The 22,517-nt window shown below is 42.6% G+C and carries 23 protein-coding genes, 2 pseudogenes, 1 riboswitch and 1 other annotated feature; of the genes and pseudogenes, 23 read left to right on the forward strand and 2 right to left on the reverse strand.

Going from position 1 to position 22,517, the window contains the following annotated elements; translation table 11 throughout:
- Positions 1–2 precede the first annotated feature (2 nt).
- The 4 genes from WAX46_RS04260 (at position 3) to WAX46_RS04275 (ending at position 2,904) form a co-directional block, all read left to right on the forward strand.
- Positions 3–698: an SDR family NAD(P)-dependent oxidoreductase gene (locus WAX46_RS04260; RefSeq protein ID WP_226568982.1), complete on the forward strand. Its 696-nt coding sequence runs from the start codon at positions 3–5 to the stop codon at positions 696–698.
- Entirely contained in the window at positions 655–1,461 is an 807-nt protein-coding gene (locus tag WAX46_RS04265) for an SDR family NAD(P)-dependent oxidoreductase (RefSeq protein ID WP_336493411.1), read from the forward strand. Before WAX46_RS04260 ends, WAX46_RS04265 begins: the two co-directional genes overlap by 44 nt.
- A gap of 93 nt (positions 1,462–1,554) precedes the next feature.
- Positions 1,555–2,511 (forward strand): sugar-binding transcriptional regulator, encoded by a 957-nt coding sequence (locus WAX46_RS04270; protein WP_336493412.1) that lies wholly within the window; start codon positions 1,555–1,557, stop codon positions 2,509–2,511.
- Positions 2,512–2,574: 63 nt separating this feature from the next.
- Entirely contained in the window at positions 2,575–2,904 is a 330-nt protein-coding gene (locus tag WAX46_RS04275; protein WP_226568989.1) for a bh protein, read from the forward strand.
- Between the two features lie 12 nt (positions 2,905–2,916).
- On the opposite strand, the gene WAX46_RS04280 is transcribed toward WAX46_RS04275, so the two are convergent.
- Complete coding sequence (locus WAX46_RS04280; RefSeq protein WP_226568991.1) at positions 2,917–4,242, reverse strand: APC family permease; 1,326 nt, start codon at positions 4,240–4,242, stop codon at positions 2,917–2,919.
- Positions 4,243–4,745: 503 nt separating this feature from the next.
- On the opposite strand from WAX46_RS04280, the pseudogene WAX46_RS04285 reads away from it, so the two are divergent.
- Positions 4,746–4,956: pseudogene (locus WAX46_RS04285) on the forward strand (ring-cleaving dioxygenase); the annotation flags it as partial.
- Positions 4,957–4,990: 34 nt separating this feature from the next.
- Here WAX46_RS04285 and WAX46_RS04290 read toward each other — a convergent pair.
- Entirely contained in the window at positions 4,991–6,259 is a 1,269-nt protein-coding gene (locus WAX46_RS04290; protein ID WP_336493413.1) for a S1C family serine protease, read from the reverse strand.
- Between the two features lie 175 nt (positions 6,260–6,434).
- On the opposite strand from WAX46_RS04290, the pseudogene WAX46_RS15735 reads away from it, so the two are divergent.
- The 18 genes and pseudogenes from WAX46_RS15735 to proB form a co-directional block, all read left to right on the forward strand.
- A pseudogene (locus tag WAX46_RS15735) lies at positions 6,435–6,671 on the forward strand (hypothetical protein); the annotation flags it as partial.
- Positions 6,672–6,788: 117 nt separating this feature from the next.
- Positions 6,789–7,613, forward strand: a complete 825-nt coding sequence (locus WAX46_RS04295; protein ID WP_226569691.1) for a M55 family metallopeptidase — start codon at positions 6,789–6,791, stop codon at positions 7,611–7,613.
- Positions 7,614–7,631: 18 nt separating this feature from the next.
- Positions 7,632–8,567, forward strand: coding sequence for an ABC transporter permease (locus WAX46_RS04300; protein WP_226569688.1), 936 nt, complete (start codon positions 7,632–7,634; stop codon positions 8,565–8,567).
- The gene (locus WAX46_RS04305) at positions 8,564–9,526 is read left to right on the forward strand and encodes an ABC transporter permease (RefSeq protein WP_226569684.1); all 963 of its coding nucleotides are present in this window, start codon (positions 8,564–8,566) and stop codon (positions 9,524–9,526) included. Before WAX46_RS04300 ends, WAX46_RS04305 begins: the two co-directional genes overlap by 4 nt.
- A gap of 7 nt (positions 9,527–9,533) precedes the next feature.
- On the forward strand, positions 9,534–10,547 hold the full coding sequence (locus WAX46_RS04310; RefSeq protein WP_226569681.1) for an ABC transporter ATP-binding protein: 1,014 nt from the start codon (positions 9,534–9,536) through the stop codon (positions 10,545–10,547).
- Positions 10,544–12,166 carry a peptide ABC transporter substrate-binding protein gene (locus WAX46_RS04315; protein WP_226569677.1) on the forward strand — a complete coding sequence of 541 codons (1,623 nt, stop codon included), beginning with the start codon at positions 10,544–10,546 and terminating at the stop codon, positions 12,164–12,166. Before WAX46_RS04310 ends, WAX46_RS04315 begins: the two co-directional genes overlap by 4 nt.
- 106 nt (positions 12,167–12,272) lie before the next feature.
- Complete coding sequence (locus WAX46_RS04320) at positions 12,273–13,214, forward strand: S66 peptidase family protein (protein ID WP_226569674.1); 942 nt, start codon at positions 12,273–12,275, stop codon at positions 13,212–13,214.
- Positions 13,211–14,290 carry a dipeptide epimerase gene (locus WAX46_RS04325; RefSeq protein WP_226569671.1) on the forward strand — a complete coding sequence of 360 codons (1,080 nt, stop codon included), beginning with the start codon at positions 13,211–13,213 and terminating at the stop codon, positions 14,288–14,290. Before WAX46_RS04320 ends, WAX46_RS04325 begins: the two co-directional genes overlap by 4 nt.
- Positions 14,290–15,207 carry a C40 family peptidase gene (locus WAX46_RS04330; protein ID WP_336493415.1) on the forward strand — a complete coding sequence of 306 codons (918 nt, stop codon included), beginning with the start codon at positions 14,290–14,292 and terminating at the stop codon, positions 15,205–15,207. Before WAX46_RS04325 ends, WAX46_RS04330 begins: the two co-directional genes overlap by 1 nt.
- On the forward strand, positions 15,197–16,165 hold the full coding sequence (locus WAX46_RS04335) for an ABC transporter ATP-binding protein (protein WP_226569667.1): 969 nt from the start codon (positions 15,197–15,199) through the stop codon (positions 16,163–16,165). Before WAX46_RS04330 ends, WAX46_RS04335 begins: the two co-directional genes overlap by 11 nt.
- A gap of 496 nt (positions 16,166–16,661) precedes the next feature.
- On the forward strand, positions 16,662–17,183 hold the full coding sequence (locus WAX46_RS04340; protein WP_226569665.1) for an acyl-CoA thioesterase: 522 nt from the start codon (positions 16,662–16,664) through the stop codon (positions 17,181–17,183).
- A gap of 208 nt (positions 17,184–17,391) precedes the next feature.
- Positions 17,392–18,144 carry an HAAS domain-containing protein gene (locus WAX46_RS04345; RefSeq protein ID WP_226569663.1) on the forward strand — a complete coding sequence of 251 codons (753 nt, stop codon included), beginning with the start codon at positions 17,392–17,394 and terminating at the stop codon, positions 18,142–18,144.
- 110 nt (positions 18,145–18,254) lie between these two features.
- On the forward strand, positions 18,255–18,746 hold the full coding sequence (locus WAX46_RS04350; RefSeq protein WP_226569660.1) for a small multi-drug export protein: 492 nt from the start codon (positions 18,255–18,257) through the stop codon (positions 18,744–18,746).
- A 274-nt stretch (positions 18,747–19,020) separates the two neighbouring features.
- A riboswitch (guanidine-I (ykkC/yxkD leader) is annotated at positions 19,021–19,129 on the forward strand.
- A gap of 65 nt (positions 19,130–19,194) precedes the next feature.
- A complete protein-coding gene (locus tag WAX46_RS04355; protein ID WP_117730043.1) occupies positions 19,195–19,524 on the forward strand; it encodes a DMT family transporter in 330 nt (109 codons plus the stop codon).
- Entirely contained in the window at positions 19,521–19,835 is a 315-nt protein-coding gene (locus tag WAX46_RS04360) for a DMT family transporter (RefSeq protein ID WP_226569658.1), read from the forward strand. Before WAX46_RS04355 ends, WAX46_RS04360 begins: the two co-directional genes overlap by 4 nt.
- The gene (locus WAX46_RS04365; protein ID WP_226569655.1) at positions 19,828–20,070 is read left to right on the forward strand and encodes a hypothetical protein; all 243 of its coding nucleotides are present in this window, start codon (positions 19,828–19,830) and stop codon (positions 20,068–20,070) included. The genes WAX46_RS04360 and WAX46_RS04365 overlap by 8 nt, the downstream gene beginning before the upstream one ends.
- Positions 20,071–20,200: 130 nt before the next feature.
- On the forward strand, positions 20,201–21,103 hold the full coding sequence (gene purU / locus WAX46_RS04370) for a formyltetrahydrofolate deformylase (RefSeq protein WP_226569653.1): 903 nt from the start codon (positions 20,201–20,203) through the stop codon (positions 21,101–21,103).
- 43 nt (positions 21,104–21,146) lie between these two features.
- Positions 21,147–21,363: a binding site (T-box leader), on the forward strand.
- A 55-nt stretch (positions 21,364–21,418) separates the two neighbouring features.
- Positions 21,419–22,516, forward strand: coding sequence for a glutamate 5-kinase (gene proB, locus WAX46_RS04375; protein ID WP_226569651.1), 1,098 nt, complete (start codon positions 21,419–21,421; stop codon positions 22,514–22,516).
- Position 22,517: the final 1 nt, after the last annotated feature.

Raw genomic sequence — 22,517 nt, forward strand, 5'->3', positions numbered from 1 at the left:
CAATGAACGTCCAGCTTCATCAGAAAGCGGCACTTGTGACAGGTAGCACATATGGATTTGGAGAAGCCATCTGCCTGGCTTTAGCCCGGGCAGGTGCACATGTTTTTATACACACCTTTCATGACGAATCAAAGGCAAACATTATAGGTGAAGAAATTCAAAAAAAGGGAGGCAAAGCGAGTATCATCATGAATCCACTTGAGACACCACGTGATGCCACGCGCATGATGAGGCAAGTGATTAATACATGCGGCAAGCTTGATATTTTGGTCAATCAAGGAGATCAAAAAGTGAGCTCGCAGCTTGCCAGCGTAAGCCCTGATGTATGGGTGGATGATGTGGAATCGGCGGTGAATACAGTCTTTCTTTCCAGTCAAGCCGCTGTATGGCATATGGTTGACCATAAGCAAGGCTGCATCATTAATATATCTTCTTCAGGCAGTATAACAGGTGATGGCGGGATCTCACATGCTACATCGAATAGTATGTTGAATGCCATGACAAAAGGTTTAGCGCGAGAATTTAAAGACAAAGGCATTCGGGTGCTGGCACTATTACCGCCTCCTTTCCATTTGATTGATGACACAGAGCAAATCAAGGAGACTGTCGCTCATATGACGGTTTTTTTAAGTACATCGTATGGTTCATTTACAGATGGAGCAGCGATTATGCTCGACGGGGGTGAGAGCGCTGGCTAATGATCGAAAACCAGTTCTCATTGTTGGTGGTGCTCAAGGGATCGGGCGAGAAGTTGCCGAGCGTTTTTTAAAAGAGGGGCATCGTGTTGCTGTGTCAGATATAGATGATCAGGGTCTTTCGCGATTAAAAAAGCAGCATCCTCATCTGCTGACTTTTCAAGCTGACGTTTCATCGTGGGAAAGTGTTCAGCAGATGATGTCAGCAGCTGAAAGGGAGCTAGGCGGCATTCATCATCTTGTGTATTCAGCAGGAATGACAAAGTCACTTCCTTTTTTAGAAGTTGATTTTTCACTTTGGAAAAAAACACTGGCTGTGAATTTATATGGTCTTTTTTATTGCATCAAAGCCTTGGCACCCTATCTATGTGAGCGGCAAGAAGGCAGTATTGTCATCATTGGTTCGGGATCAGCGATAACAGGCTCTGGGGGTGGTATTCAGTATTACACGTCAAAAGCAGGTGCTTTTGGCCTGATGCGTTCGCTCGTAAAGGAATTAGGCTCATATCATGTACGCATTAACGTCATTGCACCGCGTGTCATTGAATCTCAAATGCTTGATACTCTTTATCCTACTGAGGAGGAAAAAAGGCAACTTCAAGCGCTCATTCCAATTGGGAGATTAGGGCAACCTGAGGATATCGCAGGTCTCACTTTATTTCTCACAAACGACGAGGGAAGCTATTTGCACGGACAGATTATCCTGTTAGACGGCGGGAGAACGTATCAGCCGAAATATACCGAGGAAAAAAAAGCGGAGAGTTGATCGCTTTTTTTGTCATTTTCATAACAATTGTTCCAATCGAAAACGAATGTTTGGTATACTGGTAATCATAGTATATTAAAAGGGTGATGTCACATGCTGAATTGGGAAGAAAGACGACAGCTCGTCAAGGTTGCTCATCTTTATTATACAGACGGATGGACGCAGCAGGAAATTGCAAAAAAGCTAAATGTTTCACGACCAGTCATTTCAAAGCTTCTACAAAAAGCAAAAGATGTTGGAATCGTTGAAGTATACATTAAGGATGAAAGCATTCATACGGTGGAACTCGAAAAGCAGCTAGAAACGACCTTTCAATTAACAGATGCTGTCGTTGTCCCAAGTGTCGGGACAATGTCTGAGCTTGTCAAGCGAGCAGTCGGCCAAGCAGGCGCTTATTACCTATCCAAAAAAATGAAAGGCGCTGAGAAAATCGGCATTTCTTGGGGCACTACGCTTGCTGAACTTGTGAAGGAATATCCGTTTGAACGAAGAAACGAAGTCAAAGTCATCCCTTTAGAGGGCGGGATGGGCAGGCAGGCGGTCGACATTCATGCCAATCAGCTGGCATATGAGCTGGCAAAGAAGATGAATGGCTCGTGTACCTATTTATATGCACCTGCGATTTTAGAAACAGAAGAATTAAAGGAACGGCTCATGGCGATGCAGGACATAGAAGCTGTGCTTGAAGAAGGCAGAAATGTGGATATTGCCCTCATCGGTATTGGAAATCCGCATAAAGGCTCTACATTAAAAACAGTCGGTTATTTAAAAGAAGAGGATCTATCTGGTCTAAGACAATCAGGTGCTGTTGGTGATATTGGGTTTCGCTTCTTTGATGGAGAAGGAAAACCTGTCCAAGATGAACTGAACCAAAAGGTCATTGGGTTGTCGCTAGAACAATTAAAAAGCGTCAAGAAAGTCATCGCCGTTGTGGAAGGAACCCATAAAGCAGAAAGTATTTTAGGTGCTTTAAATGGCGGCTTTATTCAAGTGCTGGTGACCGATGAACTGACTGCAGCAGCCATTTTAAAGGAAGCATCAGTCCAATAAACGGCAAGCGGCCATCGTATTGTATCAAAACAGCAACACTAAACGAGAAAGGAGCTGTGTATCTTGAAGAAAACCGAAATGGAAGCAAACCTACACTGTACTCGGTGCCTAGAAGAGACCCTCCACAGCATCGTTTATGTGAATGATCAGATGAAAAGCGTTGAGTGTACAGAGTGTCATCAGAAGATCAGTGTGCAAGTCGACATCATGAAGGAATTTTACAAAGAAGTATACGAAAAAATTGCGACAAAGCCAAAACGGATGACCCAGGAATATAAGACCAATTTGAATGGTTTTATTTCGAGGCTCCCCATCCGTGTACTAAGTAAGCCGTACCGGCTCATAAGGTATTTAAACGAATCATATAAAGTGATCAAACAATATAAAAAATAAAGCAGAGGCTGTTTAGCGCTCTGCTTTATTTTGTGCTTTTTTCATATAGTAATAAATTGGCAGTCCAGCCATTCCGATTAGCATGGAGATCAGACAGCTTTTCCAATCCGTGATCATCGTGCTGATTAAGACGAATAAAGAGCCGATAATTGCAATGATCGGTGTCAGCGGGTAAAGTGGTACGCTATAAGCGCGCTTCATTCCGATGTTTTGCTTTCTTAGCTTAAATACAGCGAAAAAGGCCATCACATAAAAGATATAAATCATGAAAATCGAAACCTCTGACAGCTTCTCTGGATTACTGACGATCATAAACACAATGGCAATCAAAATCTGCACAAATACAGCCACCCAAGGTGTTTGAAAGGTAGGGTGTATTCGTGAAATGGCTTTAGCAAACGGAATTTGCTTTCGTTCTGCCATGGCAAAAATAACCCGGGGGAAAGAAAGAACCTTTCCATTCAAACAGCCAAAGATGCTAATGATGATGCCGATACTAATAATTTTCCCGCCAATTGGACCAAATAGCATGGTTGCAGCAGTGCTCGTCGCATTTTCACCTAACTGAACGATTTGATCAGCTGGTAATACATGCAAAAGGGCAACATTAATAAAGAGATAACAAGCGGTGACAATTAAAATACCACCTGCCATTGCACGAGGGAGCAGTTTCTCCGGATTTTTCATTTCCCCGCCGAGAGCTGCAAGCAAAATCCAGCCATCATAGGCAAACAAAGTAGCCAGAATCGCTGCGCCGAAGTTCATCTGTGCAATACTATCATTCACAGCTGTAAAGATGTGTTCATTTCCTTTCCATAAGCCAAACACAATAATCGCGGCAATCGGGACAAGCTTTCCGATCGTGGTCAGACCTTGGATAAACCCGCCGTACTTTGTCCCCATAATGTTGATCAAACATAAAAAAAGAACCGTGATAATGCCAATGATTGTAGACCATAAAGAAGAAAGGGAAAATAAATTGGCTAATAAGGAACCAAAATAAAGACCGAGAGCGCCAATAATGGCAGGTCCGTAAATGATAATTTGCACCCAGCCGCATAGATAGCCCCAAAACTCACCATACACTTCTTCAAGATAAGCATACAGGCCGCCGGTTCGCGGGATTTGTGTACCAATTTCAGCGACAGTTAGTCCGCCTGCAAGGGTTAAGATTCCACCTAACAGCCAAGCAAATAATGCGATGTCGGAGCTTCCTGAATAAGAAAGGACATTGCCTGGTTTCATGAATACGCCTGACCCAATAATTGTCCCGATGACAAGAGAAAGGGCAAAGAATAAGCCGATATCTTGTTTTAATGCTGGTTGTTCTTTGTTCATTACACACGACCTCCTGCATCACTTTCATACGTTGCTGTGACATGTATTTTATTCATTGTAATACGATTTTAGGAAAACAAGAATTTAAAAAAAATTCTGATTTTCGTATTTTAATTACGAAAAAATTTGTTTATTGGAGATATCAGCATGAATGTTGTGATAAAAACGAACAATAAGAGGTTTATTTTGATTCAATGTTAATTTAAATAGCGAAAACCGAACATCCAGCACATGTGCAGCCAAATGGTTGACTTTTTTTGAAAATGCACTTGAATTCGAGATATTTTAAAATAGGAGTGAGAATAATGAAAATAAACCGGCAGACCTACTTTGCGATTTACAGGTTCAGAAGGGCAGCAGATGTTTTTGACAGTAGAACCAAGCGGACTTGAGGCAGGATCACCGTCAGTGAATGACGATATTCCTTCAGAATTTGCGATCAGAGGCTTAGGGCCAGTAGAATTAACAGTTGCAAACGCAGAGGAGCTTGAAAAATGCATAACAAAATATCTAAAGCAGGCTTTACGAACTCTGGTGTCGTGGAACGCTTCTATTTTAAAGCTCTTTACTTTAGAGAGCGGTATTATGTTTGAAATTTTAACAGATGGACCTGGGTTTACAGTGGACGAAGGTGTGGAGGAGTTTGGTCGGTTAACATTTCCGCCATTTTTAGAGCATAAACGAGCAGAAGTCGAACAAAGATTATCATCATAAAAAAGCAGCTCATGAGGTGAGCTACTTTTTTATATTAGGAGGTCACTTGCTTTGATTCAGATTGGGTTAATGTGACTTGTTTTGTTTCTTCTTTTCCGTTTCGAACAAGTGTGATTTTCACTGTGTCTCCTACTTTTGCATTCGTATAAAGCCCGTATCGTAATTCACTGCCGGTTTTGACTTGTTTGCCATTTATGGCGGTAATGACATCCTCTGACTTTAAGCCTGCTTTTGCGGCAGGTGAGCCTGCAGCGACTTCTTTTACGTAGACCCCTTTATCCACCTGACTGCTTTTGAGTCCGAGTGTTTCTTTCTGATAAACATCCGGGACCTGTTCCAGGTCTAGCATACTAATGCCGATATATGGGCGTTCTATTTTTCCATTTGTAAGTAGCTGCTGTCCTATTGGTTTGACATCATTGATGGGAAGCGCAAAACCAATTCCTTCAACGCCTGTTTCAGAAATTTTCATACTTGTAATTCCCACAACCTTTCCATCTGTAGTGAGAAGTGGTCCACCACTATTGCCCGGGTTAATAGCTGCATCTGTTTGAATGACATTAATACTGCTTTCACCAGCTGATGTATTCATAGAGACCGTTCGATCGACACCACTGACAATTCCTTGCGTCACCGTTCTTGATAAATCTTCACCAAGTGGGTTTCCGATTGCGATAACTGTTTCTCCAGCTCGAAGTGAGGAGGAATCTCCAAGCTCAGCAACCTTTGTTACATGTCTGCTATTAATTTCCACAACAGCTAGGTCAGTGAGCGGGTCAGCACCGACCAGTTTCCCCTCAACGGTTTTGCCATCATGCAAGGAGACTGTCAGTTTGTTTGCCCCTTCAATCACATGGTTGTTTGTTAATATATAGGCTTTGCTTCCGGATTTCTTAAAAATAACCCCAGAGCCTGTACCGGTTGCTTCCCCTTGACTGCTTTTGTTTTGATTTTGCTTGGATTCATCAAAAGGCGTATTGAAATCTTCAAAGTCTGTTGTTGTTTGATTTTGTGTTTGATAGTTTGTAATGCCAACAATGGCAGGTGATACATTTTCAACCATATTGGAAATGCTGTTGGGCGAACTTGATGTTTGTACAGCTTCTGTTTTTGTTGACGATTCATTTGCTGTATTGTCCACTGAGTGCTGAGCATATGGGGTTATGATATAGACTCCAAATGCTAATGCTCCCCCAACAATTCCACCTGCAAAGGGCTTAAACAAGCCTAATCGACCTTTCTTCTTTTTTTGAGGTTGGTCAATGATCTGCAATTCGTACTTTTCATCTTTGTGGTTAGTCATTTCAATCACTCTCTCTCATGAATTTTTACATGTATGTTTATCAGATGTTTGCGTATGTTGTTGAAGCTGACTTTATCGTAAGAAAAAAGTGTGGGATAAAAATGAAAACATTGTGGGATATTGTTAAAAGTAGTGAATTTAAGGATAATAGAGGAGACTAAAAAAATTGTGGAGACAGGTGCTTGTCGAGCGTAGCCTTACATTCGCTGAAACCGTCGATAGGGTGGGTGGCGACAAAAGGTGGGATTACAGGAGAAGGCGCTGCGGTCATTCAAAAGCAGGCCCCGTATGTTTGATGACTTATTTACGCAAACCATGAAGAAATATGCACCTGAAATCACAGATCGACGAAGCAGTGTTTTATATGTTAAAAAAACCCTTACCTTCTATTCTTTTGACCTGTAGTAGGTGAGTCTAATTTCCTTATTTTTAGACATTGTATTGAAAAATCAATCAAGTTCTCATATAATTTTTTAGAAAATTTAGAAAAATATACACGAATTTTAAGTTTAATTAAAGGGGGATGGGGATGAAGCTCTATCTATCTGTCGATATGGAGGGAATTACTGGTCTAGCTGATCATACATTTGTCGATGCCCGAAAGCACAATTATGAGCGTGGCAGGAAAATCATGACCGGTGAAGTGAATGCCTGTGTAGAGGCTCTTTTTGGGCATGGTGCAACGGATATTTTGGTCAATGACAGTCATTCTAAAATGAATAATCTCTTGATTGAAGAATTACATCAAGAGGTAGCCCTGATTTCAGGTGATGTAAAACCTTATTCAATGGTTCAAGGATTAGATCAAACCTATGATGCAGCTGTTTTTTTAGGTTACCATGCGAGGGCATCGATGAAAGGTGTGATGTCCCACAGTATGATCTTTGGTGTCAGACATTTTTACATAAATGATCATCCAATTGGAGAAATGGGCTTGAATGCGTATGTCGCAGGATATTATGGTGTCCCGGTGATTCTTGTATGCGGAGACAATCAGGCAGCACTTGAAGCAGAAAAGCTGATGCCTGGCGTCAAAACAGTTGCAGTGAAAGAAACCATATCAAGATCTGCTGTGAAATGCTTAACACCAGCAAAAGTAAACAAACAAATCTCGCAGCAAGCGGAAGCTGCCATGAAACAGATTCATCAAATGACGCCGCTGACACCTCCTGATCAGCCACTACTCAAGATCGAGTTTGCCAATTATGGACAAGCCGAATGGGCAAATTTAATGCCGGGTACTGCCATCGTAGAAGGGACAACAACGGTGACGTATCAAGCGAATCATATATTAGAAGCCTACCAAGCCATGCTTGTCATGACAGAGCTTGCCGCACGTACAACATTTTGTTAAGCGAGGGGGAGACAGAAGATGGCCAGCTTTTTACTCAGGCGTTTTATTGCGATGATTGCCACGATCTTAACCATTACGACTTTAACGTTTATTTTGATGAAGGTGATCCCAGGATCGCCCTTCAATGAAGAACGGAATACAAACGAAACCGTCCAACGAAACCTCGAAAGCTACTATCACTTAGATGAACCACTTTATGTTCAATATGTTATCTATTTAAAATCCATCGTTACCTTTGATTTTGGTCCTTCCATTAAAAAGCCTTCTGAAAGTGTCAATGATCTATTGGCGAGAGGCTTCCCAGTCTCATTAGAACTTGGTTTTATCTCAATTTTGATTGCTGTCATCTCTGGCATCCTGCTAGGGGTTATGGCTGCCCTCCGGCATAATGGCTTCATTGATTATATGGCCATGACCATTGCTGTTTTCGGTATATCCATTCCAAACTTTATCTTTGCTACCTTATTGATTCAGCAGCTTGCTGTGAATTTGAAACTCTTCCCTACAGCGATGTGGACAAGTCCGATGCATATGGTCCTTCCTACAATTGCACTAGCTGTCGGTCCAATGGCGATTATCGCTCGGTTAACAAGATCGAGCATGATTGAAGTGCTGACGCAGGACTATATTCGCACTGCAAAAGCAAAAGGACTGTCACCTTTTAAAATTGTGTTTAAACATGCGCTTCGAAATGCGCTTTTACCCGTTGTCACCATTCTTGGGACACTTGTCGCAAGTATTTTAACAGGAAGTTTTGTCATTGAAAAAATATTTGCCATCCCTGGAATGGGGAAATACTTTGTCGAAAGTATTAACAATCGTGATTATCCAGTAATCATGGGTACCACTGTTTTTTATAGCATCATCTTAATCACACTTCTTTTCATTGTAGATGTGGCGTATCATCTGCTTGATCCAAGGATTCAGTTACATCAGAAAGGAGGGAAGGCATGAGTATACACCTTCAGCAGGATCAAACGAATCGAACCCATGAAGTGCCGGATGAATGGTTTTTTCCTAGAGAGGAAAAGAAACCGAAAGCCCATACCATTAAAAGACCTTCTCTATCGTATTGGGCAGACACATGGAGACGGTTAAAGAAAAATAAACTTGCCATGTTTAGTCTATCGGTGTTGATATTTCTTTTCATTATGGCGGTCTTGGGTCCACTGCTTGCGCCAAATAGTGTGACAGAGCAGCTTCTTTCGATGCAAAATCTGCCGCCGTCTGCTGCTCACTGGTTTGGAACGGATGAGCTTGGACGAGATGTGTTCACGCGTACATGGTACGGAGCACGCATTTCGTTATTTGTCGGCGTGATGGCAGCACTCATGGATTTTGCCATCGGTGTTATTTATGGAGGTATTGCCGGCTATAAGGGAGGGAAATATGACCATGTCATGATGCGAATCGTCGAGGTGCTCTATGGCCTTCCTTATTTACTCGTGGTGATTTTATTGATGGTGCTCATGGGGCCTGGGCTTGTCACCATTATTGTAGCCCTCACAGTGACAGGGTGGATTGGAATGGCCAGAATCGTTAGAGGTCAGGTTCTTCAGCTGAAAAACCAGGAATATGTTCTGGCCTCTAAAACCTTTGGTGCAAAAAGCCTTCGAATCATCCGCCGAAACTTACTGCCGAATACGATGGGACCGATTATCGTGCAAATGACTCTGACTGTGCCGACAGCGATATTTGCAGAAGCGTTTTTAAGCTTTCTCGGTTTAGGTATTCAAGCGCCGTTTGCAAGCTGGGGCGTGATGGCCAATGATGCTCTGCCAACTGTGCTATCAGACAATGGACATTGGTGGCGTTTATTTTTCCCAGCATTTTTTATTTCACTCACGATGTTTTGTTTTAACAATTTAGGTGATGGCTTGCAAGATGCGCTTGATCCAAAGATGAAGAGGTGATGGCGCTGTGAAAAAAATTCTTCAGATTATCGATCTGCATGTCAGCTTTCAGACATATGGCGGCTCGGTTCAAGCGGTACGCGGGGTGAATATGGATGTGTATGAAAAAGAAACCCTTGCCATTGTTGGAGAATCAGGTTGCGGAAAAAGTGTGACGTCACAAAGTATCATGAGACTTTTACCGGCATATAGCGCTCATGTGGATCAGGGAGAAATTTGGTTTCGTGACCGAAACTTGCTTTCATTATCTGAAAAAGAAATGCGCACCATCCGTGGTGTCGATATCTCGATGATCTTCCAAGATCCAATGACCGCACTGAATCCTACCCTGACAATTGGTGACCAGTTGATGGAGGCAGCAAAGGAACATCAGAAGCTGACCAAAAAAGAAGTCAAAGAAGCCGCTATTCGTATGCTTGATTTGGTTGGCATTCCGCAGCCTATGGAGAGATTAAAGCAATATCCACATCAGTTCAGTGGTGGAATGAGGCAGCGGCTCATGATTGCAATGGCGATAATTTGCAAGCCTAAGGTACTGATTGCAGATGAACCGACAACCGCACTAGATGTCACCATACAGGCGCAAATTTTAGAACTATTTAAAGAGATTCAGAGGAAAACAGGTGTCACCATTATTTTAATCACACACGATTTAGGGGTCGTAGCTCAAGTCGCAGATCGAGTGGCTGTGATGTACGGTGGGAATATGATTGAGGTTGGTACAAGACGAGAAATTTTTTACAGTCCGCAGCATCCATACACAAAAGGACTACTGGAATCTGTTCCAAGACTGGATATGAAAGATGAACTCATTCCAATTGAAGGAAGCCCGCCTGATTTATTTGCTCCACCGAAAGGCTGTCCATATACTGAGCGGTGCCCAGCAGCGATGAAAGTGTGTGATCATATCATGCCGCACGAAACGCGGCGTTCGCCTTCACATACAGTGCATTGCTGGCTCCAGGATGAGCGAGCGAAGCATACGATTTTATCTTCAACACAAAGGGGGAGTTTCTCATGAGAAAAAAAGGTTGGATCTTCAATGTATGTTTGTTATCTATTATGCTGCTCATTGGATGTACAGCCAATGAGCAAGCAAATAAAGGATCGTCAAGCAATCAGGGGGAAGAAAAAGTTTTAACATTAAATAATGAAAATGAACCGACATCGTTTGATCCGCCAATTGGTTTTAATAATGTATCCTGGCAAGGAATCAATAATTTAATGGAAGGATTAACGAGACTCAATGAAAAGCACGAACCATCTGCTGCAATGGCGGAAAAATGGGAGATTTCAGAAGACGGGAAAACGTACACTTTTCATTTAAGAGATGGCATTCAGTGGTCGAATGGCGATCCGGTCAAAGCGAGTGACTTTGAATATGCGTGGAAGCGGCTGTTAGATCCGAAAACCGGCTCTTCTGCGGCGTTCTTAGCTTACATGATTGAAGGAGGCGAGGCATTTAACAGCGGAAAAGGAAAGAAAGAAGATGTAAAGGTCAGTGCTGTAAATGACAAAACGCTTGAGGCCACACTTGCGTACCCGCAGAAATCTTTCATAAATATGACCGCAAATCCTGCCTTTTTCCCGGTGAATGAGAAGGTGGTCGAGAAAGATCCGAATTGGGCAAAGGATGCCAAAACCTTTGTCGGCAATGGACCGTTTAAGCTTACAGAGTGGAAACATGATGAGAGCTTCACAATGGAAAAAAGTGAGATGTATTGGGACAAAAAAACGGTCAAGCTGGATCAAGTGAAATGGCTGATGATCAGTGATCGAAACACGGATTATCAAATGTATCAATCAGGAGATTTAGATACTGCCTTTGTACCAGCAGAACAAAGTGAAGACCTTCTAAAAAGGAAAGATGTTCAAATTGAGGATCAGGCTGGACTGTTCTTTTATCGTCTGAATGTCAACATGAAACCCTTTCAAAATAAGAACATTCGCCAAGCCTTTCAAATGGCCATCAACCCGCAAGATATCGTGGATTATGTAACAAAAAATAAAGAGAAACCAGCTCGCGCCTTCGTCTCCCCAGGTATTCTAGATTCAAATGGGAAAGATTTTAGAGAAGCTGGGGGCGACCTTGTTAAAAATGATGCGAGTGAAGCGGGCAAGCTGCTAGAAAAAGGGCTAAAAGAAGAGAATTATTCCAAGTTGCCGCCCGTCACATTAACATATAGTACAAAGCCTGAGAACAAGAAAAAAGCTGAAGCCATTCAGCAGCAATTAAAAGACGCCCTAGGAATAGATGTCAAGCTTGCCAACATGGAAGCGAATGTGTTTGCAGAAGATCAAAAGGCACTCAAATTCCAATTCTCACAAAGTTCTTTTTTAGCAGACTATGCAGATCCAATCAATTTTCTAGAGAGTTTTCAAACAGGTAATGCCATGAACCGGACAGGTTGGTCAAATGCAACATATGATCAGATGATAAAAAAGGCGAGACAAGAAGCAGATGAACAAAAGAGAAATAGCATTCTGCATGATGCGGAGGCACTCCTCATTGAAGAAGCACCGATTATTCCGATTCATTTTTATAACCAAGTACATTTACAAAAAGAAGATGTGAAGGGCATTGTTCGACACCCGGTTGGTTATATCGATTTGAAATGGGCGCAAGTAAATGGAGAGTAAATGAGATAAAAGAACGCTTTGAAAAAAACGTCTGTTCCTTTATTGCTCATGTTATGGGGAAGATGCCCATAGATTGAAAGAAACAAAGAGAAAGAGGGGATATGGCATGAACCAGCGGCCAGCCGCACTTCGAACAGGGGATACGGTGGGGATTATTGCACCAGCAAGCCCGCCTGATGAGCTGAAATTAGCAAAAGGCATTGCCTTTTTAGAAAGTCTTGGGCTGAAGGTGAAAAAAGGAAAGTATATCGACTGTCGATATGGTTATTTAGCAGGACATGATCATGAACGAGTGGAAGATATTCATCACATGTTCCAAAATCCAGAAGTGAAGGCCGTTATTTGTGCTTGCGGGGGATACGGGACTGGAAGAATTGCAGAAGCCATTGATTATGACTTGATTCGCCGGAACCCAAAAATCTTTTGGGGCTATAGTGATATTACGTTTTTACATACGGCCATCCAGCAGCAGACGGGCCTAGTCACCTTTCATGGCCCAATGCTATCGTCTGATGTGGGGCATGATGACGTCCATCCGTATACGAAGGATACCTTTTTGCAGCTTTTGACACCAAAGGCCTTTACGTATGCGCACCATCTGTCACCTCTTCATACCTTCTATCACGGCACAGCATCAGGCGAGATCACAGGAGGGAACCTTGCCCTCATCGTGACAACACTAGGTACACCGTTTGAGATCGATACGAAGGGGAAGCTCTTGTTCATTGAAGATATTGACGAGGAACCATATAAAATTGATCGAATGATGCAGCATCTTAAATCCGCTGGGAAACTGGATGATGCGGCTGGATTCATTATTGGGGATTTTCATCAATGTGAGCCGAAAAAGAAAGAGCAATCCCTGACTCTGGAGCAGCTATGGGAGACTTATATTGTGCCTCAACAGAAGCCTGCACTTGGTGGCTTTCGGATCGGCCATTCAACTCCAAATTTCGCCATCCCAATAGGAACGCAGGCTGTATTAGATGCTACAGGAAAAAAGCTGCACATTTCTCCAGGAGTTGCGGCGAAAGAGGCGATCAAATGAAAATCGTGGATGTTCATACATGCAGAACGAGTGTACCGCTAAAAAAGCCGTTCAAAACGGCTTTAAGAACGGTATATGACGCAGCATCTCTCGTTGTGATCATCACATATGACCAAGGGGAAACAAGCTATGGAGAAGCAGTGCCAACATCGGTGATTACAGGTGAAACACTCGAAAGCATAGACTATGCCATCTGTGAGGTGATAAAGCCAATCTTGCTCGGGTCTTCCTTGGCAGGGTATGAACAAATCTTTTTAGCAATGGACCGTGTGCTTGTTGGAAACACAAGCGCAAAGGCTGCGATTGATATGGCGATTTATGATGGCTTAGCGAAGCAGTCAGGGCTTCCGCTTTATCAATACCTTGGCGGTTATCGCGATCAGCTTGAAACGGATTATACCGTCAGTGTGAATCGGCCGCTAGAGATGGCAGAAGATGCGATGCAATACGTAGCTGAAGGTTTTCACACCTTAAAGGTAAAAGTGGGGAAAGATGACATAGACACCGATATTCAGCGCATTAAACGGATTCGAGAAAAGGTCGGGCCGGATATACAAATCAGGCTTGACGCCAACCAGGGCTGGACGTGGAAGGAAGCGATCGTGGCCATTCGAAAAATGGAGGCACTGAATATTGAGTTAGTCGAACAGCCGGTGCATAAAGAAGACATTGAAGGCCTGCGCAGGGTGACGGAAGCAACAGACACATTGATCATGGCAGATGAAAGCATTTTCCGGTTCCATGATGCCATCAAGGTGCTTGAAACGAGAAGCTGTGATCTGATCAACATAAAATTAATGAAATCAGGCGGTATAAAGGAAGCACTGAAAATCAATGGATTAGCAGAAGCATACGGAGTAAAGTGCATGATTGGCAGTATGATTGAGACAAAACTCGGCATTACAGCAGCCGCTCATCTGGCCGCAAGCCAGCCGAATATCACTCGCTTCGACTTTGATGCCCCGCTCATGCTAAAAGAGGATTTAATAGAGGGAGGAATTGTGTATCAAGGAAAAGATATTTTTTTTCCGCCACATCATGGGTTAGGCATTCAAGGAGTGAAAGGAGTCTTATGATCATATATGAATCAAAGGTTCCAGTCGCAAATGTATGGACAGCGCCGCAGTCGCCGAGAGAAATCGATCGAAAGATTCTTCGCAATTCCGTCCCGATCAAAGAGTGGATTGAACAGCAAACGTATGAAGAGAAATTGGCTTTATGTAAAGAAAATTTGATTCAATCGCAAGTGCTACTCGGTGAACGAGTCATTGTGTTAGAGGAGACAGACGGGTGGATGAAAGTGGTGATACCACAGCAGGTAAGCAGGAAACATCCACAAGGCTATCCAGGCTATATCCCTGTAGAGCAGTTAAAGCAAGTAACAGAGGGAAAGGCATCAGCTAGAACCTATATCGTTTGTCAGAAAAAAGCCGTGCTATATCAAAAAGGGAAAATGGATATGGAGGTTAGTTTTTTAACAGAGCTGGCACCTGTCGAAGAAACCCGTGATCATTTTCATGTTCTTACCCCGGTAGGAAGAAGAGAAATCAAAAAAGAGGATGTGCGCCTGGTTTCATCGCCTTCCTCTAGGAGCGGCAGGGATGTCTTAGACATGGGAAAACAATTTATTGGACTTTCGTATTTATGGGGGGGCATGAGCAGCTTTGGCTACGACTGCTCAGGCTTTGCTTACAGCATGTACAAAGCGTGCGGATATCTTTTGCCAAGAGATGCAAGTGATCAAGCGGTTCAAGGAACCCCGGTCTCCACAAGTCATTTAGAACCTGGTGATCTGATGTTTTTTGCAAATGAAAATGGAAAGGGAGCTGTGCGCCATGTAGGGATTTATGCTGGGGACGGCTTGATGCTCCATTCGCCGAAAACCGGCAGACAAATTGAGCTTCTATCCCTTTCTGGCACTTCATATGAAAGAGAATGGGCAGGTGCAAGGCGGTATTTGCCAAGCGAGAGGGGGAGATGTGATGGGAATTGAACCACTTTTACAAGTCAACAACCTAAAAAAATATTTTCATCTATCCAAAGGAAGAACCTTAAAAGCATTAGACGGCGTCTCTTTTCAGCTGAAGCAAGGAGAAACCTTTGGGCTCGTTGGTGAGTCTGGCTGCGGCAAATCCACACTTGGGAAAGTGCTCATGCGTCTTTATGATCCGACAGATGGTGAAGCCTTGTATGAAGGGAAAAGTCTTCACCATCTGTCTAAAAGAGAATCATTTGATTTCAATAGACAAATTCAAATGGTGTTTCAAGACCCGTATTCATCCTTAAATCCGAGGCTATCTGTAAAAGATATTATGCTGGAGCCGATGGAAATCCATGACCTCTATGGCAGTCAAAAGAAAAGGATCACCCGCGTGAAGGAACTGCTTGAAGCGGTAGGGCTTAGCTATGACTTCGCCACCCGCTATCCCCACGAATTTAGTGGAGGACAGAGGCAGAGAATAGGCATTGCAAGAGCACTTGCCTTAGCGCCAAAGTTTGTTGTGGCAGATGAGCCGATTTCTGCACTTGATGTATCAGTTCAAGCGCAAGTCGTTAATTTGCTGAAAAAGTTGCAAGAAGAGCAAGGGTTGACGTTTCTATTCATTGCGCATGATTTGTCAATGATCAAATATATTAGCGATCGAATCGGTGTGATGTATTTAGGTCATCTCGTAGAAATGACCAGCAGTGATGTTTTAAATAAGACGCCGCTTCATCCTTATACACAAGCATTGCTATCCGCTATCCCCATTCCAGATCCAGATGTAGAAGACAAGCGTAAAAGATTCATTTTAAAAGGAGAAATTCCAAGTCCAGTGAACCCGCCAAGCGGCTGTGTATTTCGGACAAGATGTCCTGCGGCCATGGACGTGTGTGCGGAAAGAAAACCAACATTACAAGTAGCGGAAGAAGGACATGAAGTCGCCTGTCATTTATACGATACGAAATAATGTCGAACACATGATATAGGACAAGCCACAAAAAAGCCACCAGATTTAATGATTTCTGAAAAATCCACTTCAATGACTGTGTACCCGGGAGCGGTCATTTGCAGGGAGCAGGATAGGCCGTACATGATGGTCTTTTAGCGTTTGAATCAATTGCTTATGCTGGGCAACTGCTTTGAGAAATATTTTCTCTAGCAAAATGCTTTTGGGTTTCATTGATGATCTGTTTTATTTCCATATAAATAGGACTGCACAAGAAAACCTCTGGTAAATCATCATATTCACTCATACGGTACGGCGTTTTGTACACTTTCTCTGATTTCATAGAATCCTTGTTTATCGATAGTTATATAATTCCTCCTTCTAGTAACTGTTGAAACATTCCCGAAAGAAAATCTCTCATGTAAGAGTAAAGCAAAAAGTTTAGACAAACCTAAAAGAATAGTGTTTAATAAAAGTCGTTCCGCATCAACGAAAACAGCAAGAAGGAGCTATCATGATGAGTGAAGAAAATTTCAAGTATTGCAAAGAATCGAAAGTTGTTAAAACAAGCAGGGTATTTCCTCTAGATACGAATAACCACCAAACCTTATTTGGCGGGAAATTAATGAGTTATATAGATGATATTGCATCCATCTCGGCAGCAAGACACAGCCGAAGTGAAACCGTCACGGCATCGATGGATTCAGTTGATTTTTTAGAGCCGATTGGACAAAAGGAGTCGGTTTGCTTAGAGTCCTATGTCACATGGGTCGGCACGTCTTCTATGGAAGTGTTCGTCAAAGTCATTAAAGAAAACTTGATGTCTGGAGAGCGCAGACTCGCAGCGACCTCATTTCTTACATTTGTCTCGTTAGATGAAAACGGAAAGCCAAAACGAGTCCCGCAAGTCATGCCGGAAACAGAGGAAGAAATCATGCTGCATCAAACAGCGAAGCAGCGGTCAGAGGAAAGAAAAAGTCGCCGGAAGCATAGTAAAGCATTGGCGGACGCACTTTGGACGCATAAACCTTGGGCGTAAAAATCACCCTTCAAGCGGTGATTTTTTTGTGACACGACACCAACAATAAGAACAGCTAGTGATCCGGTAACGAAAGCCGGCAAGTGGGCCGAAAAGGAAATACTATACGTTCACTCAAAGGGGAGAACAAGTGCTAATAGATTTTATTGAACGTGGAATGAGCTATCAGAAAATGTAGAACGCCTATTACAAAAAGGGAAGTGAGAATATGGTATCAAAAGAAACAAAACACATCTTACTAGAGCTGAGACTCTATCTCATATCAAAGGGGAAAAATGAAAACGAAATTGACGAGCTCATGGATGAATTGACGACACACGCGGTGGCAGCTGAAAAAGATGGCAAAACAGGTGAGGATGTGTTTGGCGGAGATCCGCGAGCACTTGCTGATGAACTGGCAAAAGAGCTTTCAAGAAATCATAAAGACTGGGTTCCATTTGTCAGTGTCTTTTTAATTGGGTCTTTTTTTTACATGATTTTATCAGATGCGATCAGTCAAAGTTTATCGTATTCTTGGTATGCACTGATTGGTTACCCACTGATTTTAGTGGCTAATGTCATCGTGACAGTTGTGATGTTTAGAGCGTCTGCCTTTCAGACAAGCAGTAGGGCTTTTTACTATTTTTGGATCTTAGGAATCTTTCAGCTGACCGCTATGATCACAGTCAAGCTATTGGACCAAAAGCTCGGCACGCCATTCATTGTGCTTACCTCAAGCCAAAGATGGGAAGTCATCCTTCTCTTATTGATTTGTATTGTCGTATTTAATGCGATCTTAAAGGCGAATGTTGTATCGCTGATTCCGATTATTTTTTTCGGACCACAGCTCATATTCGAATGGATTGGCTGGACGTCCCCAAGTGTGCTTTTCCTACTAAGTCTACTATCAATTGTCATCTTAATATTGCTCACGCTATTTGTCTTACGCCGGACAAACAAGAAAAATGAAAATACCATGTAAACAGAGGACATCCTATACGATGTGCTTTTCTTTTTTCTAAAAAATGTAGAAATGGGATCATGTTTTTCTTTACAATGGGAAGAGGCCAAAAATGAAAAGGGGTTTTGGATTTGGATATCTTATGGGGGTATGTACTCGTTTTTGTACTGGCAGCTTTGCCATTTTTTGAAGTGATCGGTGTCGTTCCACTGGCGATCCTAAGTGGACTGCATCCTGTTACAGCAGCAATCATTGGGTTCATTGGCAACTTTTTTACAGTCTTGCTTCTTATTGTGTTTGTTGACCGGTTCAAAGAATGGAGAATGAAGAGAAAAGAAAAAACAAGTGATGAAAAAGGGGAGAAAAAACAGCTAAGAGCCAGAAGGATTTGGGAACGATATGGTCTTCCAGGTCTTGCGCTCGTCGGTCCTTTTATCATCGGCAGCCATTTAGCGGCCTTCATGTGTATGAGCTTCAGTAGAAAAAGAAAAAAAGTGGCCGTGTGGATGACGGTCAGTTTAATGATGTGGACGGCACTAGCAGCAGGACTAACCGGTGCAGGCTTCCATTACTTCGCCCCAGATTCAAATGGATTGTTCGGCGATATCTTTCGCAACGAGTAAGAGGGGGATGAAAAGTTGAATCAACAGACTCGAACAGTGCTCAAAACAGAGTACCTCAGTCGCGGTTTTTGATAGGAATGCATCAGGTAATGGTTTCAGGCTGCGCAGTTTCATCTTGATCTCTTGCTACCATTTAGTATACTGCGGTTCAAATCACTTTCTTTTGAAAAATGAACAAGTATATTTGAAAGGGAAGGTAAAGCGGCAGACCGGCAGACCGAGGTGTGATACAATTTCCATACAGAATAAGCTCTATAGCAGGTCTACTTATCATGAATTGGTTTTCTAGGGTTCCGTGCGTTGATGCAGTCTGGACCGAGAGAAAACACATATGGTCTAAAAGATAGACCATATGGACACGGAGGGATAAAAGCCCGGGAGATTTGATCAAACGATCGATTTCCGGGCTTTTTTGTTGGTTGGAATCGTTCAGAAAGGAGAAATTCAGATGAAATGGGGAAATGTCTTCATTGCGGCCATTTTTGAAGTCGGTTGGGTGATGGGGCTGAAATATGCTCACTCTCTCATAGAATGGGGCGCAACCGTCGTTTGTATTATTGTGAGTTTTTATTTACTCATGAAAGCAACAAGTGTACTTCCAGTTGGCACACTTTATGCCGTTTTTACCGGGCTTGGAACAGCAGGTACCGTCCTTTTAGGCATGGTGCTTGGTGAGCCGGTGCAACTTGTCAAACTGCTTCTGATTGTGATGCTTTTGTGCGGTGTATTAGGACTGAAGCTCACAACAGGTGAAAAGAAGGGAGAGGCTGAATCATGAGCTGGCTTTTACTCAGTGGAGCGGGCATCTTAGAAATGCTTTGTGTGACGATCATGAATCAATTCCAGAAAGACCGACATGTCAAATGGATTATATTCATTGTGGCTGGATTTTCACTTTCCTTTCTGATGCTGTCTCTTGCGATGAATACGATTCCGATGGGAACGGCGTACGCCATTTGGACTGGAATCGGAGCTGCTGGAGGTGCCGTGGTCGGTATGCTGTTTTACGGTGAGTCGAAAGATGCAAAACGTATCTTCTTCATCGCACTGATTTTATCTGCGGCAGTGGGGTTGAAAATCATTGAATAAGAAAAGGCTGGCAGATAGGTGCCAGCCTTTTGTTACATCGAATGATGATTGGAATCGTTTTCATTTTTGCGGTAAGCTGACTCACAAGCAGAAATACACCAAACGTGAGCAAAGGAATGAGCCTTTCTCCAGTTATAAACAGATAAATGCCCGTGATCAGGCATACGATCCAAGCCAAAAGTTCATTCCAAACAAAGTCATGCGTTTCATCTCCATCACTCCTTTTTTGATATAAGGTCTATTCACATTAACACATGTTGGATGCAGAGTTGAAATTCAATAAAAACGTGACTCTCAATTGCTTTTTCTCATTCCAGTCCAGTATAATATTTCATTAGATGAAAACGTAAAAGAGGTTATCATACATGAGAACATTGATTACAGAGAAACTTGAATTACACAGACAAAAGCATCAGCAAAAAGGAAGATTACTTGTTAGCTGCCCGGATCAGCCTGGAATTGTTTCAGCTGTTTCTACCTTTTTATTTGAGCACGGAGCAAACATCATTGAATCCAGTCAATACACAACAGATCATGAAAGTGGGCGTTTCTTTTTAAGAATCGAATTTGACTGGAAAGACATCTCGGCCAACATTGATCAGTTGAAAAACAGTTTTGAGCCGATTGCTGAATCATTTCAAATGACATGGAGCATGTCACGTGCAAGTGAACTTAAAAAGTTGGCGATCTTCGTGTCAAAAGAACTTCATTGTTTACATGAGCTTCTATGGGAATGGCAAAGCGGTAATGTCATGGCGGAAATCGCGGTTGTCATCAGCAACCATGAAACGGCAAAAGATACAGTAGAAGCACTGGGAATCCCATTCCATTTTGTGAAGGCGAACAAAGACATTCGCAAAGAAGCAGAAAAAAAGCAGCTCGCATTATTAGATGAGTATGATATTGATGCGATTGTGCTTGCTAGATACATGCAAATTTTAACACCTGGATTTATAGAACAGCATCCGAATAAAATCATTAATATTCATCATTCCTTCCTCCCAGCGTTTATCGGTGCGAACCCATACAAGCGGGCATATGAAAGAGGGGTCAAATTAATCGGCGCTACCTCTCACTACGTAACAAATGATTTAGATGAAGGGCCGATCATTGAACAGGATATTGAACGAGTAGACCACCGAGATGATGCAGAGGCTTTAAAGAATATTGGCCGTACGATTGAGCGAAGTGTGCTTGCACGTGCCGTTAAATGGCATTTAGAAGATCGAATTATTGTTCATGAGAATAAAACGATCGTGTTTAATTGATCTCTTGACTTTTCTGAAGCCATTGGTGATAATATAAAAAAATGAATGAGCGTTGAAAAGGAATAGTAAGCAGGAACTGCTGTGTAAAGAGAGCAAATGAAGTGCTGAAACATTTGTCGCAGACAGCTGCTGAACCTACCCTTTGAGCCTTAGAGGCAAAATCTAAGCGCATGCCTGGCGTTATAGGAGTTGAGTGGAATAAGCCATATATGCTTATTCAATGAAGGTGGTACCACGGAAAATCCCTTTTCGTCCTTTACATAAGGAAGAAAAGGGATTTTTTTGTGGTGAGAGGTAAAGCGGAGGGAATCAATGATGAAAAAGCAAAGGATCGTCATAAAAATTGGCAGCAGTTCATTAACAGAACAAAAAGGAGCCATTGATGAACAAAAAATGTGGGATCATGTGAGAGCCATTGCAAAGCTCAAAGAGGCAGGACATGAAATCATTTTAATTTCGTCAGGAGCTGTTGCGGCTGGATTTGGCAGCTTAGGATATCCATCAAGGCCTGTGACTTTAAAAGGAAAACAGGCTGCTGCTGCCGTTGGTCAGAGCTTGTTAATGCAGAAATATACAGAACTATTTTCACAGTTTCATATGACGCCTGCACAAATGCTTTTAACACGTAATGACTTTTCAGATCGTACAAGATATCGAAATGCATATGCAACGATGATGGAACTGCTAGAAAGGAAAATGTTACCGATCATTAATGAAAATGATTCAGTGTCGATTGAAGAACTCACCTTTGGTGATAATGACATGCTATCAGCTCTTGTTAGTGGATTAATCCATGCAGATCAATTGATCATTTTAACGGATATCAATGGGATTTATGATGCAAACCCACATGAGCATCCTGAGGCGAAACGATTTGACTTGCTGACACACATTTCAGATGAATTGTTCTCATATGCGAAAAGCACTGGCTCGAAGGTGGGGACAGGCGGGATGAAATCAAAGCTTTCTGCTGCACAAACCGCACTTTCACTTGGCGTCAAAGTCTTCATTGGCACAGGTACAGGAGAAGACAAGTTACTTCACATTCTCGCTGGTCAAGGTGACGGAACTTATATTGGTGCACAAGACTTATCAGCGGTCAACAACCGTCGGCAATGGATTCAATTTCACTCACCTGTCTCTGGTAAGATCATCATTGATGCGGGAGCAGAAGCGGCGATTTCGCATAACGGAAGAAGCCTTCTTCCTGCTGGTGTCATGGATGTCTCTGGTCATTTTTTGAAAGGAGAGGTTGTCGAAGTCGTTGGTCCAAATGGAATACTTGGTAAAGGACAAACATTGTACGCATCAGATGAGCTTTTGGGCATTAAAGGGATGAGAAGTGATGAGCTTTCTAATGAGAAGCCTGAGGTCATTCACCGAGATGATTGGGTACAGCATGTACAAAACTGAG

Origin of the sequence: Bacillus sp. FJAT-53060, from assembly GCF_037104745.1 — a bacterium.
Lineage (GTDB): Bacteria > Bacillota > Bacilli > Bacillales > Bacillaceae > Bacillus > Bacillus stratosphericus_B.